General features: G+C 56.7%; 11 protein-coding genes and 1 pseudogene. 7 read left to right on the top strand and 5 right to left on the bottom strand.

The window, feature by feature from the left end; all coding sequences use genetic code 11:
• The 6 genes from WS49_RS35675 to WS49_RS35110 all read left to right on the top strand — a co-directional run.
• Nucleotides 1-1135: hypothetical protein (locus WS49_RS35675; protein WP_179949550.1), on the top strand; the 1135-nt coding region annotated here is incomplete at its 5' end.
• Between the two features lie 183 nt (nt 1136-1318).
• Nucleotides 1319-1639 carry an H-NS histone family protein gene (locus WS49_RS17455; protein ID WP_059531015.1) on the top strand — a complete coding sequence of 107 codons (321 nt, stop codon included), beginning with the start codon at nt 1319-1321 and terminating at the stop codon, nt 1637-1639.
• A gap of 45 nt (nt 1640-1684) precedes the next feature.
• Complete coding sequence (locus tag WS49_RS17450; RefSeq protein ID WP_179949165.1) at nt 1685-2665, top strand: IpaD/SipD/SspD family type III secretion system needle tip protein; 981 nt, start codon at nt 1685-1687, stop codon at nt 2663-2665.
• 84 nt (nt 2666-2749) lie between these two features.
• The gene (locus tag WS49_RS35115) at nt 2750-4453 is read left to right on the top strand and encodes a hypothetical protein (protein ID WP_156437303.1); all 1704 of its coding nucleotides are present in this window, start codon (nt 2750-2752) and stop codon (nt 4451-4453) included.
• Nucleotides 4392-4790: an acyl carrier protein gene (locus tag WS49_RS36400; protein WP_082722046.1), complete on the top strand. Its 399-nt coding sequence runs from the start codon at nt 4392-4394 to the stop codon at nt 4788-4790. Before WS49_RS35115 ends, WS49_RS36400 begins: the two co-directional genes overlap by 62 nt.
• Before the next feature lie 327 nt (nt 4791-5117).
• The gene (locus tag WS49_RS35110) at nt 5118-9956 is read left to right on the top strand and encodes a membrane-targeted effector domain-containing toxin (protein ID WP_156437302.1); all 4839 of its coding nucleotides are present in this window, start codon (nt 5118-5120) and stop codon (nt 9954-9956) included.
• 200 nt (nt 9957-10156) lie between these two features.
• Here WS49_RS35110 and WS49_RS33760 read toward each other — a convergent pair whose 3' ends face one another.
• A complete protein-coding gene (locus WS49_RS33760; RefSeq protein WP_082722045.1) occupies nt 10157-10723 on the bottom strand; it encodes a BrnA antitoxin family protein in 567 nt (188 codons plus the stop codon).
• A 488-nt stretch (nt 10724-11211) separates the two neighbouring features.
• Between WS49_RS33760 and WS49_RS33755 the strand changes: the two genes are divergently transcribed.
• A complete protein-coding gene (locus tag WS49_RS33755; protein WP_082722044.1) occupies nt 11212-11670 on the top strand; it encodes a lytic transglycosylase domain-containing protein in 459 nt (152 codons plus the stop codon).
• On the opposite strand, the gene WS49_RS17435 is transcribed toward WS49_RS33755, so the two are convergent.
• The 4 genes and pseudogenes from WS49_RS17435 to WS49_RS36510 all read right to left on the bottom strand — a co-directional run bounded on the left by WS49_RS17435 (nt 11643) and on the right by WS49_RS36510 (nt 14892).
• The gene (locus WS49_RS17435) at nt 11643-12611 is read right to left on the bottom strand and encodes a glycosyltransferase family 32 protein (RefSeq protein ID WP_175981867.1); all 969 of its coding nucleotides are present in this window, start codon (nt 12609-12611) and stop codon (nt 11643-11645) included. The genes WS49_RS33755 and WS49_RS17435 overlap by 28 nt on opposite strands.
• A gap of 795 nt (nt 12612-13406) precedes the next feature.
• Nucleotides 13407-13562 carry a DUF5993 family protein gene (locus WS49_RS35105; protein WP_156437300.1) on the bottom strand — a complete coding sequence of 52 codons (156 nt, stop codon included), beginning with the start codon at nt 13560-13562 and terminating at the stop codon, nt 13407-13409.
• An 809-nt stretch (nt 13563-14371) separates the two neighbouring features.
• Nucleotides 14372-14656, bottom strand: a pseudogene (locus WS49_RS36515) (hypothetical protein); the annotation flags it as partial.
• A gap of 131 nt (nt 14657-14787) precedes the next feature.
• On the bottom strand, nt 14788-14892 hold the full coding sequence (locus tag WS49_RS36510; protein ID WP_156437299.1) for a zinc ribbon domain-containing protein: 105 nt from the start codon (nt 14890-14892) through the stop codon (nt 14788-14790).
• Nucleotides 14893-15065 lie beyond the last annotated feature (173 nt).

Here is a 15065-nt window from a genome sequence, read left to right as displayed (position 1 = left end):
GGCGGCAGCTGGCGCCGCGCATCGGGCAACGGGCGACACCGGAACCGAGTTGGCACGGCCCATCGTGCCGGCATCTGTCGACACACTGAAAGTGCTCAAGCGCGCCCTGGAGGCCGCAACGGGTCAGGCGGGCGCGAAATCGGCTCACTCGAGCGCCGAGACGCCGAAGCCTGTGCGTGGGCAAGGCCAGGTCGGTCTGTTTGGCAATTCGACCGTGGATGACGGCTTCGATGTCATTATTGCCCTTCAGTCCGCCCTGCTCGCCGAAGGTCGGGCATTCCAGAAGATGGGCGCAGACATGGCGGTTACCCAGCTCAAGGTCACGCAAGAGCAGGCTCAGGAAATCATCAAGCAGGGGCAGGATGAGCTTGAGGGAGCGATCTCCGGAGCGGTGCTGCAGGGTGCTTTCTGCGTGGGTTCGGCCGTGCAGGAATTCAAGGGCCTGAAAATCAACGAGACGTCCCTCACCGAGGAGATGGGCCGGGCGAATGCCAACGAAGAACTGACGCTGGATGCGCAGAAGGGTCTGCTCGGGTCGCGTCAAGCGGTCAATGAAGAGGTGCGGGAAGTGGAGCTGAAGCCGCTCCAGCCGCTCGAGGAACCGCTCGGTGAGTCGGGCATGGCAAACGGTGAGATCGGCCAGGACCGTGAGCAGGCGGTTGAGCGGCGCAATGCGGCAGCCGAGCGTGCGGATCAGGCTCGTTCCGAGGAGGAGGCGGCCGAGCGTCAGATGGTCGGCGTCGAGCCGAGTCCGTCGGAGCCGGGCTGGAAGCACTCGCAGGCGATCGCGGGGCAAACCGAGCGCCATCGCGTGGCACAGCGTGCGCATCAGATCAATCACGAGTTCAACTACGTCGAGATGCGGCGATGCGACGCGCGGGCCCGTTTGATGTCGGCCGTTGGCGAAATGGCCCACCGTCAGGCGAGCGCGGCGGCGGATCTGGCGAAGAGCGAGGACCGTTCGGAAGAGACGATCGATGGCCGTTTCGCCGAGCTGTGGGGCCAGGTGGGCAACCTGCATCAGGATAGCGCCCGAAAGGTCAAGACGGTCCAGGAAGACATGCTGGCGGTCGTTCGGGCGCTGGTGGGCCAGCAGAGCGATCTCGGCAGTGTCGTGGCAAGCAAGATCGTGTAAAGCGGGAGGCTGCCGCCTTTGACTTCGGTCGGGGGCGGCAGCCGACGCGAGGTGTTTCCGCAATGAGCAGTAGTTGAAAGTCATCGTCTCGGGTGCGTCGGAAAATAAATTTGTCGGCGTTCCGCGCCGGGTGGTCCACAAGAGCGCCGGTGCGGCCCACATGAATCAAGGAATGTTAGGACGATGAAGGATTACGAACAGCTCAAGGCGCAGGCCGAAGCGTTGGCGCGAGAAGTGGAGCGCGTGCAATCACAGGAGCGGGATGTGGTGCTCAGTGATGTGCGCGCGAAAGTCGAGCAGTACGGGTTGCAGGTTGTGGAAATCTATGGTCGGGACAAGCTGCAGGAGCTGCAGCGCCAGTTGAAACCCCGCAAGATCGCGCCGAAATATCGCGATCCGGACAGCGGGGCCACCTGGACTGGTCGGGGTTTGGAGCCGCGCTGGATTCGCGGCCGCAATCGGCAGGAATTTCTGATTGGATTGGGTTCGTGCTTTGCCGACTGAGTGACAGGGCGCGTTTCCGGTTTGATTTGACTGTTGGAGATGAATATGACTACGGTAGTAGCTGGACAAGGTGGCATGGCGGCCACGATGCTGCGTCGCCCGAATGATGGGGTGGACGTAGCGTCGCAAGGTGTGCTGGAAGCAGCGCGGACGACGCAGGAAGGTGGAGTCGCCAAGGATTCGCTCCAGTGGCAATTGGATGCGTTGTTCGATCTGTTGAAAGGCAACGGGGCCAGGAAAGGCGGCAATGATCTTGAAAGCCGGTTCAAGGGACTGGCGCTGGCGATGCGTGCGTGCCGTAGGCAGCGCGACAAGCAGATTGGTCGTGTAGCAGCGGATATTCAGGTGCTCGACGCCAAGTACGGCAACTTGGATTCGCATGCCAAAGTAAGTCAAGCGGCGACTGGCCAGTCGAATGTGGGTGATGACAATCCGTTTCAGGACATCATCGATGGTCTGAATCACACCATGGAGGCGGGGCAGGACGAGTTGAATAAGTTGGAGCTCGTGGTCGAGGCGGTCATGAAGCTTGTTCAAAAGATAAGTAACTACATGGCACACATTGCAAGCTATATACACTCATCATCGGATGGAAAGAGCATTTCGTTTGATGTTGAGGATGCTCAAAATGATCTTTGGAATATTATGAGTAGCATGGGTGGCACAATTCTGCATGTAGATAATGTGGATCAATTTAAAGAGGAGTTGGGGTCGCTTATTCCGTCTGTAATTTCAGTAGACGGAAACGGAAACGTCTCGCTGAATACGGACGATGACTCGATTGTGCACCAAATGTGGAAGCCATTAAGTGATATGAATAATGGGGGCACTGTCGACATGAATCCTGCGGCTTATCAGGCATGGTGGGCTGGCTTTCAGGGGTTGGAGAGCCAGTTGGAGAATGCGGGTCAGACAATTGCGGAAAAATATTCGCATGTGAACTCTAATTTCGATAACCTTGTAAAGGTCGTAAGTAGCACGGTTCAATCGATGATCGACACGGATAAGCAATATTTGCAGATTTGAATTCGACTGTGGCGTGTTAATTGCACGAGCCACGCACGAACTAGTGCGTGGCATTTTGTGTTTGATTTGTGATAGGAATGGGTGATGACGGCAATCCATGGGAGTCACGTATCTAAACCGATGTCCGGTTCTTTCGGGCGAGATGGATCCTTTGGTTCGCCCATCACGGGTGTCGGCAATGTGCCGGATTCCCCTCGACTGTTGATGTCGAAGATATCTGGGGGGGGCAGCGATGCGCATCCGAAGAAGATTAGCGACCAGTTGAATGGCGTGAGCAGTAACACGTCGAAAACGATGCCTTCGGAGGCTAGGGTGTCCGATGGCGCATACCCTGGCGCGAGGAGTTGGAATGATTTCTATCGCGAGCAGGCGTTGGCCCATGTTGATGGCCAAACGGGCGGTGAGTTGGTGAAGCTCTTGAATGGGAATATTCAGCAGATCGAGCGCAATCAACTGACCTCGTTGGCCGTCGTGGTATACGCGGCGTCCCGGCAGGGAACGGTAGAAATTCCCAAAGAGGTCACTCAGGCGCTCGGGAAATTTCTGAAGTCCGCTCAAGCATCACTCGAAAAACATCCTCTGAAGATGGGGTTTCAGCATGGCGAGACGAGCAATGCATTCGCGGCCGCAAACAAGGCGGTGCACGAATGGTTCATGAAAGATCGCTCAGAAATTATGGAATCCTATCATGCCGGAATCGACGATCACATCGTCGAGCATATTTTGAGTAAGGAGCCATATTTGAAAAACAGGGAGCTGACCTCAAAAATAATTGAGATGGCGGATGCGTGGTATACGCATCATATGACTCAGATGGCGTCTTGGCTGGATAGTGCGAGATATTCAAAATATCATGACGTTTCGATAGGTCAGATTAACACTGTGCTGGATGCGTGCGGGGATTTGGAAAAATTTATTCGACCTTTGTTTTCGAGTTCGAATAACGATGGAAATGATCAGCGGCCCTCTCAAAGCGAGAGAGGGAAATCGCTGGGGCCTGATGACCCGAGAATGTCGCCAGATGGTCAGGATCCAGCTTCGCCATATGGGGCGAGGATGGGGGGGCAACTGTTCAATCAATGCAAGAATTTTGGATCTCCCCGAATTAATTTCGCTCCAAAAATCAAAGTATCGCTCGGCGACGCAGTCAAGGAAGCGCTTGCGCCAGTGATGCGGATGATTGATTCGAGGGAGCAAGAAATAGGTCGCGAACTGGCACGTCCACTCAAGCGGGTGCCATTGAAGCTTGGGGACGAACAGCGTAGCGAGTCTGAGCATGTCAGGGCTGAATTGCTTGGCGAGCAAACTGAAAGCGATGTGAGTGCTGCCATACCGATTCAGGAAGAAAATGAATCGACGGAATCGACGAGTTTCTCCCCCCCCGCCCCACCCCCCGCTCCGGAGCCACCGTTGTGGAAGTCACCCAGTCTCAAGGGGCGGACTCCACGAATCGATCGATTCGCGCAAAAGACGGACGGTACGAGAATGGATGGGGCGATGCAGCAGTTGATGGTTGGCGTCATTGACCAACTTAAGGGAATTCAGAAAGGGGCTGAAACTGTTAAGCGGCCGTCTGATCGCCTCCTAGACCTGTTGAATGAGGGCAAGCGGACGAACGAGTCCCCAAGCGCTGAAGCAAGCAGCGAGCCCGATACTGAGCGTAATGAAGGCGTGCGTGCTGAACAGGAGACATCGCGGCCAAAGCGGGATTCTCAGGTGGTGACGAGTGCAGGCGGGATTCGTTACGGCACGAATTCTGGCGCAACTGGCGTCAAGAGCAGCAGTTAATGTAAAGCGGCACGGGAAGGCGAGCCATACTCCGTCTGGGGAGGCTGCCTCATTGTGGAAAATTTATGAAGGACGGGACGACGTGAATGAACAAAGTGTAGTGTCTAAGACGGCGGGAGACGTCAAGGTTCTATTTGGGGAAATTTTGTGTAGAGATCCAGAAGAATTTTGTGATTCTCAGCGGCTGATTGAGGATCTGGCAATGGATTCGCTGGAATTGCTGGACATGGCGATGGCGCTCGAGGATCGCTACGGGATCGTGCTGGAGACCGACGACGTTTTTCGGCTGAACACCGTTGGCGATGTGGCAGCCTTGCTCACCGCTCGTATCGTGTGAGCATACGACCGGACGCGGCTAATCAGCGGGTGATGAGTATTTGAGCTCCATTCAATGGTCGGCAATACAGTGGTGGCGGAAACCAGCCGCCGCTTCACGTCGCGATGATCTCGCATTTTCCCCATCCTGCGGACAGGTCGAGAGGAAATTTTCCGACTCTTTGCGGACGCCAGGTCTTTCCGGGCGACGGCGCTCGTATGCAGCGTGAGAGGGGCCAACGTTCGCAGAGGTGAGGGGCGCGAGAACAGGAGTGGAAACGGATAGCGAGATTGGGCATCGCGGTCAATAGTGTTGTCGTTTCTGGCGCAGCCGCGGGAGGAAAGTCCGGTGCCGTTATCTCTTGTTCAATACCGAAAAAATACCGGTTGTCACTACAGCCGGTCCCAATGTTATATCGGCAATCGTGCCAACCAGCGGCGCATTGACGCACTGGCCCGCGTACCCGGTAATCCGATGGCGCAGGCGCAGGCGAGTGCCTTGCTCGGTGCGTTGACCTGGGTGACGAATATCGTGGTCGTTGACAGTCCGGCGGTTGGATTGGCATCGACCATGGAGCGGTGCCGGAACCGATCCACGGCAGTACAGATCGATTCGCTCGATGCGAATTATCGAGATAAGGCGGCAGGTTGGTACGATGCGCGGTTCAATCGCCATGAGGCGCATTTGACTGGTCGCTCGAAGTATCCGAACACTCGGCAATTGCGTCAAGGAAGCGAGGTGAGGGGCGGTTCGAATGTCACCCCCGGCCTGTTGTTGCGAGCGGGAGAAGCGCCAGGGAATACTGGATCGGTTCGGTCGGAAACCCGTCGTCGCCTGGATTGCGCGGCCGGCGATCTTCCTTCAAGAATGGCAGCTCATCGATCATCGCCGTCAGCTGCCGGAGCAAGACTTGGCGATGCCGCTTTGCCACGCGATATCGCGTGGTATGACAGGGCCGCCGGATGGTGGGCCTCCGCGCAGGACCCCCTACGCTTTCCGATGGCGCAAGCAGTTCCCCGGCGGTCCGCCCGTGTTACGTCGTTCGAGGGTGGGGATCAAGCAGCCAACGGTCTCGATGATAGCAAACGTGCGCTGCGTCAGTTGATCGGGCAATGGGAGCGCGCCGGCATTTTGTCGGAGTTCCAGGCCGACGAGTTGGCGCTCACGCTGCAACCGTTCCGAGGCAGTGGAATTAAGCGGGATACGCTGCGTGCTGAGGGGGTATCCGATCCATCCAGATGCGCGATTTTTGACGAGATTTGGACCCCGCAGGGGCGACAAAAAGGGATGGTGATCGTATCGCATGCGCCACTCTCCGCGATTCGGCACAACCCCGACGATCCAACTGCCCGAGCGGCGCTCGATATCGCGATCTTCGGGTTGCCTCCGGCGACCGCGAGACTGCTTGTGCAACATTATGAGGGGCGGCTGGCTTACCCCTATGGTGACAACCCATGTAGTCAATGGCGGCCGGAAGCGGGTCGGTTCCTGAACGTTGTCGCTTCATCGCCGGGCTTGCCTGTCGCTGACGTTGCAGAGTCCCGCTCAACTGGTCAGTCCCGGCTGGCCCCAACCCCGCTGGGCGGTACCTTTGTCTTGCGCGACGCCAATACTGGAATCAGCTATTCGCTGCTACTGGAAATGGGCTTTCCGGAAGATTGGGCCAGACTGTCGCACGTGAACGGTAATCAGTATGTTGCCGATACGCCTGCAGGGCCGAAATGGGTTGAGTTGAATCCGCGTACCAGCAAGGGACGTGTGGCAGTGGGGCACGCGGCGGCGGCATTTTTGCCTGATGAGTTCGAGGTTGATTGCCGCATTGACGGGCGCCCCTATGTCTGGATCGAAAACCAGCCCTGTGTAGTGGAACTGCATTGCCCGCATGGGACCGTGAGTCATCAAGACGGCGGAGCGCAGGCAGGATGCGTTGCATCCACCTTGGAATTCGATCCTGTGGAACGACGTGTGCGGCCAGGAAATGAACTCTACGTCGAGCCATTGTCGAAGACCTGGCACACCTGGAAGCGCAATGGTGTTCCCGTTTTCAATCAGGCGGAAGTCAGCATGTTGCGACAACTAGCCGTTCCTTTTGAGCGGGGTAGCAGTTACATCGAATCGAAGAACTTGCTGCCCGGAGGTGCCAGACTTTACGCGGTGGGGGAGGCGCAGTTGGGCGCCAATCCGGAGCGGTACGACGTGATCGAAATGGGAGGCGCGTTGGTGTCGGCTGAAGTCAAGCAAAGCGCCGACGGCACGCTTCGATGTGAAGTGTTTGACCGTCACGCATCGGATGGTCCGCGTTACCGTGTTCATTGGGATGGTTGGCGCTGGCGTTTTGATCGCCATGCTTCTCGTGGATCGGACATCGACCAAGCGTTGAGGATGAGCGCAACTGTGACGGACGCGGAGGGTGCGAGAAACAGCACGGAAATGTCCGAGGTCGTATTGCCGGTCGTGGACGAGCAACGGATCGCGGAAGTGGGCACCGAGGACCCCACACAGATGACGGATCCCGACTGGACGAGCTGGGACCGCATTCAGTCGCAGCCGCTATCGAGCGGTAATTTCTCGGCCGTTGATGCATTTTACCGGCGTCTGAACGACGCTTTTCCGGATATCTGGGCGCTCGCGCGTACGACAATGCAGCGCGCCATTCGAGAGAAGTTAGGCATCGAAGTCGACCCCGACGACGCCTATTTGATGCGCTTCGAGCTCGGGTATCAGGACGGGGCGGCGGTGACCGGGTGGGGACATGGCGTCAAGCCGTTGGACGAACGCACGTTGACGGCATGTCTCCTGACGAACTTTCCTGCACATGACCAGGAAAATCCCTGGAGTCTTGATGCCTTGGCAGGCGTATATGAGGGGAATTCGACGGGGCGACACCGTTTCGATCACGCTAATGAAGTGCGCGTCAAGCCATCGACGCTGATGAAACTGGTGTGGGATATCGATTTCTATGAGGTGGCGAAAGCCAAGCTCGATGCGGGATGGCAACATCAGAATCTTCAGGAAATCAACAACGGCGTCGCGCTGGCGCGCGATCTAAAGCATGTAGCGCCCCATCTGACAGCGCCGGACGTCGAGTGTGTGCTAGGCGGGGTACGCTATCTCGATTCCCCGCGTCGCATCGAGGTCGCACTTGTCGAGGTGAATGGATATCTTGCCACCGACATGCTGACCTTTCAGGATCGAAGTACCGGACGCATTGTGCTCTATTTGCCACGACGCGACCGCCCGGATGCGCGATTCGTCGCTTTTGCGCAGGAGAACGACATGCGGCAATGGTTTGTCGAAAGCTGTCGGGATGTCGGCAAGCGGCGTCAATTAGCGCGTCACTTTTCGTTGTCCGACCGGCAGGACGGCATGTTCAAGGCTGGCGTCGACCATTGGCTTGCGCAGTTTGCCAAATCCGATGGCCATGTCGGTCAGCGCAGGGTGGGGCGGGCTGGCTATGCGTTGGCGAGCGCGAGTCTGTTTCGGCAACTGGCCGAACGGCAGAGGGCCCGCAGCTATTCGGATCTGGATCTTGCAGTCAAATCTGATACCGAAGTGTCGCAGGACGTGTGGACCGATTACATCGACGCGGTGAATTTTGTGATGCCCAATCCGGTAACGCCGTTCGTCAGTCTTGGGCTGCATATCGACAAGGCGATCGAGGCGGATACCGATGACGAGCGCCGATCAGGGTTGCGCGCGGCACTCTCGGATGCGGTCAACCTGGCGCTCATGGCTGTGACGGGCGGTCTCGGCGACGTGGAAAACGCCGGTTTCAGCCCAGACGGCGAGTATTTCCAGGCCAGAGTGAGTACACATCTCAAGGCATTGAGCGAAGCCAGTGTGATCGAATGGGACGGGAAGCACTGGATTCCCGAGCAAGAAACATCGACACATGTTTCGTCGGAGGTGGTAGGTCGGGTCACACCTGATATGTTTTCGCCCGGCGTGACAAGCGAGGAATTGGGGCCTCCTGATCGAATGGGAATCCGCCAAAGGGATGATGGCACACGGTATCTCAAAATTGGCGGACGCTTCGCGGAAATCAGGAAGTGGCGCGGCACATCAAACCGGTTTGTGCTTGGCGCGAGGGAGCGTTGGCTCGTCTTGCGTCTGGAGGACGGAGTGTTTCGCGCGGAAACGCTCGCCGAGCGATTGGCGGTGATCGGTGAGGTAGGCCTCGGGGGACGCCACGGCAAACTGACGTTTGAATTACTGCCGTCGGATCCGAGTGATCTGACGACTGTCGAATTGGAAAATTTTCAGGTCTCCGATTTTCCGCCGAGTGCGAGACGTGCGCTTGAGCATATCGAGGACAAGGAACTTAACGACGCGGAACGGGGAGGGCGTGACCAGATCCGTTTGCTTTCTGATCGTCTGGACAATGCAGCCAAGGATTACTTGTCACGCCTACCCCGGACTCCACGCGCGCAAGCCCCTGTTCTTCCGGCGGATCTGTCGGATGCGCAATCCTTTGCGGCGCTGTTCGCCCGAAAGGAAGGCATCGTACTGGGGGAGCTACACGACCAGCCGGCAAGTCGGCAACTGCTGATTGAAAATATGGCCGAGCTCAAACGGCAGGGCGTGCGGACCCTCTATGTCGAGGGTTTCCTGGCTGACCTTCACCAGTCCGATATCGACGCCTACTTGGCGTCGCCTGCTGCACCCTTGTCCCATACGTTGCAGGCTTGGGTGGATGAACGCACGACCGGCAGACCTGAATCGGTGGCCTACAATTATAAAACTCTGCTCGGCGAGGCTCGGACGCAGAGCGTCGCGGTTAGGGCGATCGACAGTATCGCTGCTTATTATGACCCGTTAATAGCGACACCGCCCGATTTCCTGACCGCAGAGGAGGTGGACCGCCTTCCCCGGCTGCGGAAAATGAATTATTTTGGCGCGGCCACCATTCGACAACACCAAGCCGCCATCGGCGGCGGAAAATGGGTGGCATTAGTTGGCCGGGCACACGTCAATACGAACTCGAAACTGGCGGCGGGCATTGCGGAATTGGCAGATGGGACGGGGGTTCGAGTCAAGGTGAGCGGTCAAAAGCCGATCGGTTTATTACCGGGATATCTGTATAAGGGCCGTCATAAGAACTTCGACTACGTGTGGACGCGTCGTCAGCTTCATGTGCCACAGTCGCATCCTGACACGGGTCTTCTAAGCGATACGGATGTGAAATGACCGGAGCAGCAACTAGCAGACCAAGCATTTGGGCCCATTGACCTCATCGCATATGGCATGCCCGATCTCGGGTCGTCCATGATCGGGATGGGGGGCTGGTTCGTGCCGGCGAAGGCGATGAGCACTCGTGGTGCCGGGCGTGCGCATCTCGTGATTTCTTTAGTGTCGGCATGGATGAACATGAAAATATAAGTTATATATTAAATGGCAATGTCATTTGCAGATTTTTGTGGGGAGTGTGCGTTCAACCATTCGGCCAAGACGGCATTGATCCGTGTTTGCCAGTCGGGGCCACTGGCTTTAAATCGATCAAGTAGGTCCGGATCGATTTGTGCATTGGGAGTTGCCTCTTGTGGCTCTGCTGCACGATTCCCGATCCAAAATCCTCGCGATTGCAATAGTTCGAACTCGGTTTCACACAGTTCGTAGGTGTCTGGATCCACGGAAATTCCATGGCGGATTGCGATTTCCTCCTCTGGTGTCGGTGTGATGGTTATCGGTTTAACATCGCCATAGTGAAGCGTCTCTCGGCAATATGCCTTTCGCAGGCTCACCACATATCGATGGCGTGCTGATTCGATGAAAGCAACGCAGAAGAGTCGTGGGCCAATGTAAGCGTAGCCGATATAGTGTACTTCCTCGGTACCGTGTCGCTCATCACGTTTGCATCGGAGCGTTTCCCATTCGAGAAGTCTTGCATGGACGAGAGGAATGCCATGCGCGGCAATATTTCGTTTGTTTAGGGTTGCATTATAAGTGATCTCCATGAAATGGATTGTAAAACAAAAAAGATGAATTATCCATGCATATTTAACCCATGAGCGAGTCTTCACCTCATGTGGGCGGTGCGCCTGGTCAATTCATTGTCGAGGACAGGGCGATGTGTAATTTGCGAACCGCGTGGCAGCGATGAGGCGGTTGGTTCGATCGTTGTGGCGCCTGTTCAATGGGGAATGCGGGAGAATCGCGGTACGGATGCGTGGTGGCAATGATTCAGTGTTTTCCGGCCCGACATCCAAGACATTCTGATATCAAAATTGAGGAAATGCATGTTCTTCGACGGCGCGATACGTGAGAGGGGGTGGTGCTCGCGTCGCTATTCGATCATCACGCAAATGATGAACTTTCTAATGATGGGTTCGTCAAATTGGTTTGTGCAATATTTTACCAATAGAGGTGGGGCGTGGCTGTAAATCGATACAAGCGTTGCATCAAATGGCGTGTGGTAGGGGTATCATTGGTGATCGGATTGTGCATGGCTGGCCAGGCGCATGCGGACTGCATCACGGATGCAGCACAACGGTATCACGTGAATCCGGATGTACTAAGGGCGATTGCGTATTACGAATCTCACCTTAACCCGGATGCATTGAATCACGATGCAAATGGAACGGTCGATGTTGGGATCATGCAGATTAATTCGATCCACTTTCCGACCTTACGTCGCGAGGGGATTGATTTGAAGCAGCTTCAGGATCCAGCCGTCAATGCGGACGTCGGGGCGGCGTTGCTTCGTGATGCAGTCAACCAATATGGGCCAACATGGCGTGCGGTCGGGGCCTATCATTCACGCACGCCATCCTTGGGTAGTGAATATGCTCATGCTGTCCACCAGATCTACCTGGCACGACCATGGCTGAAACCATGTCGCCAGGATCCGGAGTCGCGCCTTGCGGCGAATGGTGTTCAGGTAACGCCGCTTAAGGTTGATTGATGAAGGGGGGCATTGTGTTCCCCTCTTGTCGCCACGGTTGGATTCCAGCTATGAGCACTTCCGATCGCGACATCGAATTCCGGTTCGGCAAAAGGTAAATAAAAGGCCTTGGCCACATGCATGGCATCGAAGTAGCGGTCAAACACGAAGCGTGGTTCCGCAGGCGATACGGTCGCGATGCGATATGCGCTGACCAGATCCCGCTCGATGTAGTAATAGTCGGGGCGGCTGGCGCGAAGGGCATCGTTGAATGCACCCGGACCGACCAGCCGGAAGATCGTCGAAATGTATTCGAGCAGGGCGCCGTGGTCGGCTTGGGATTTTGTTTTCCATGGCCGCGGCTGCTGCAGGAACCGGGATGCGCCCATCAGGCGATGGGTCATTTCGTCAAGCCATGCGGCGAGCACTGGGTTGCCCGGGTGACAAGCAAAGTTTGAACTCGGGTAACCGCTGAAGCCATACTCTTCTGCCGTCACCATGCGATTGAGCAAGACATCGCGTGGCCCGGCCAGCAAGTCACGAAGGGCGGGTACAGGGTAGGAGACAACATCGTCCACGTCCAGATATAGTCCACCGTCGCGATGGAGAAGGTACGCTCGCAGAATATCCGAAGCGGCGCTGTAGTTGTTTCCCGTCGAGCTGGCGAAATGCCGATAGAACTGGCCAAGCGGCGACCGCCGGAAGGCCTGGAAGCGTAGGTCGTGTTGCAGGTCGACTAGCGTCATGCGCGGCGTCGTTTGAAATTGCCCAATCATGCGCTCACGTGCCGTGCGATCATGGGTATCCAGATACAGCCGACATTGAAATCCAGGACATCGTTCGGCGTTTTGGGTGATGCGGCTCGCGAGTGCGTCCGGGAGCGGGGCGTCGCCAATCCAAATGAAATGCAAAATCCTCGGTACCGGGCGGGTATGTTGTGGCGCCTCAATGAGTGACGGCAAGCATATTTCATGATGCGCACCTGCAAGGGGCGGGGCAGTACCTCTGCCTCGTTCCCAAGCGCCGGAAGATGTTCGTCGCACCGGCACCGTCATGACCCGACCGTATGGCGCCTGATTTGACGACTCAAGCAGAAACCAGTGATTTGTGTCGACATGGTATGCCACCACACGGGATTGCCCATCCAGCGTAATGCGATAGCGGCCGTCGGAACTGCACGTGACGCCGTCAATCGGGATGCTAACGCGACAGGTGAGCAAATGTGCCGGGGTCAAAGGTGTATCTCCATTCAGTGACAAATTCGTGCCGATGCTCACGTGCACGCTGGAACCGGCCTGCTACGAAACGTGACTTGTTGAAGCGCGCGGCAACGAATCATGCGCCAAGTCGAGGCATGACACCGAACAGCCATGTGCACATTTCTAGTATTGATCTGCGCTGAAGTTCCGTCCATGAGATATGGCTGATATATGCTGGGACAATTCCGAAATTCAGCTTCGTTTGCCAGATCGCATGTCATGTGTGAACAGGTATCGGGGCCGAATTGAGTGTAGATCGGCGCGCGACGGGCGCTGCGAGCGTCGAGGACGTTCGTAGCCCATGGGGGGGCAGGGCGGCAGGCTCATTGAGCGGCGCCCGTGCCGGCATCGAAGGAGCGAACCCGGAGTGCGGTCAGTGTGATGGTCCGCCCTATTGGCACGTGTGGCTGGGGCGGCTGGCATGGGGCGCCGCGTCATGGCGGCCACGGCTTGCCATTTTCTTGGCTGATCTGTGGCTTGGTCGATTCGGTGAGGCGTCTAAAAAGCAAGGTGCAGGGGATCGGTGGCATGAAGGTGGAAAAGTACGCCCGTTGCGATCATGGCGATTGCCCAAAAGATGATCGACAGGCGCCGTTGGCCGGCCATCAAGGAAACGATTCCAGCGAAAAAAAGAAGGAAGGGGAAAACCATCATGAGTCACGTCTCCATACAAGCGGGGCCAGACTGGCCGAATCCTGAAAATAGTATATTGTAATTGATTGTGATTGGGTAATCTCTGGGGGGATATAGGTGAAACATTGTTTAGCCAGGAGTGTATAGCGTGCCCGGTGCGTTGGGGCGCTGCTCTGTTTGTGGCCACGTGGACAAGGCCGGGGATTTGCGCGGCATTGCCCGGTGTCAAGAAGCCATCTTCTTGGTCGTTGCGAGGCGGGGCGGTCCTGCAGCATACTTTTGACGACTTCACTGGAATCGGATATTTCGTATCACTATTCATCCGAATCCGCTTTTGTCAACTTGGCTGATCGCCTAACATTCGTCTTGCTCGTTGTCGGGTTTGCTGTTCGATACTTGGCGCGAGTTGGTGGTTGTGGGAACCTTGGTATGCGCCGCTCTTGGTGAGCGGCGCACTCGTTTCCGGGTTCTTGTACTTGAGCAGCAGCTTTCCTTCCGTGTTCGCGTGAGCATCACGTAGATGCCAGTCTTGGTTATTGTGACGTCGGGTGTGGGGTCAGTGCGTTCTCGCGTGCGTTTCGGAGAGGGTGTTAGGCGGTATGCGTGTTCGCCTTGAGCGCATTGATGCGTGAGCGGTTGATTGGTCAGACCGCAAACGCTTCAGGAATGTTGTTCGCTAGGAAGCACTAACACAATGAGTCTCGAGGCCACCACGAGCAGATGATGCAGGCGTCGATTCCATGGGCGCCATCATGGGTGGCAGTGAGGCGTTCGAGCTGGATGCGCAGCGGGGGCTGAAGCGGGGCGACACATGCAAAGGTGTGTTTGATGCCGCTCGGCTCACAACGACGAGTGTAATGCGTGGAAATGCTGGCGGCTTGAAGTGGCCTGCGATATTTGCGTGGTCGTGGCCGCGATTGGCTAGTGTGACGATAGGCTTCGACAGCGGCCGTCCCTGAATGGGTGGAATGGCCTCGATGAGAGGGGGCGTCGTTACGGTTGGCGCGAGTGAGGATCACCGCGGGCGGAATGCTACCGGTCGGTATTGCGCGATCGTCGAGCGGTTTGCGCCCCGGGTAACGCGTCCTACGAGGCTTCGGTGGTGGCGGTAGCGGTTAGATAGGTAGGCACGGCTGTTTGTCAGCGGGAAAACAAAATGTTGCTTTGCGTTTTCTGTGCAGAGCGATCCAGCGGATAAGAAAGAGATGTCTGGCTGATCGTGGCGGAGTTTGATTTCCTCTTCGGGCTAAACCCTAGGGAATCCTTCGGCAAGCGCTTGAAGTCCCTGGCGGGCAATATTCCGGGCGGCGTTTGTGTCGCGGTCGTGTACCGTCCCGCAATCGCTGCACATCTACTGCCTTATTCCAAGTCCGGCCATACATTTCCGACTACTGAACGGATTGGTGCCGCAGAACGAGCACGTTTGTGTTCAATACGCTTCGCCAACCTATGCAAACGCCACGCACCGCCTGATGGCCTTGTACAGTGTCCTAAAGGTAGGACGAACTGCTGCACGTGGACGAT

This window comes from Burkholderia sp. RF7-non_BP4 (assembly GCF_001521935.1).
In the GTDB taxonomy this organism is placed as follows: Bacteria; Pseudomonadota; Gammaproteobacteria; order Burkholderiales; family Burkholderiaceae; genus Burkholderia; species Burkholderia diffusa.
Note: the sequence above shows the minus strand (reverse complement) of the source record. Positions and strands in the feature narration are given on the sequence as shown.

Coding starts and splice junctions, on each gene's coding strand:
- WS49_RS17455 (WP_059531015.1), top strand. CDS start 1,319: ATGAAGGATTACGAACAGCTCAAGGCGCAGGCCGAAGCGTTGGCGCGA.
- WS49_RS17450 (WP_179949165.1), top strand. CDS start 1,685: ATGACTACGGTAGTAGCTGGACAAGGTGGCATGGCGGCCACGATGCTG.
- WS49_RS35115 (WP_156437303.1), top strand. CDS start 2,750: ATGACGGCAATCCATGGGAGTCACGTATCTAAACCGATGTCCGGTTCT.
- WS49_RS33760 (WP_082722045.1), bottom strand. CDS start 10,723: ATGGAGATCACTTATAATGCAACCCTAAACAAACGAAATATTGCCGCG.
- WS49_RS33755 (WP_082722044.1), top strand. CDS start 11,212: ATGGCTGGCCAGGCGCATGCGGACTGCATCACGGATGCAGCACAACGG.
- WS49_RS35105 (WP_156437300.1), bottom strand. CDS start 13,562: ATGATGGTTTTCCCCTTCCTTCTTTTTTTCGCTGGAATCGTTTCCTTG.
- WS49_RS36510 (WP_156437299.1), bottom strand. CDS start 14,892: ATGTGCAGCGATTGCGGGACGGTACACGACCGCGACACAAACGCCGCC.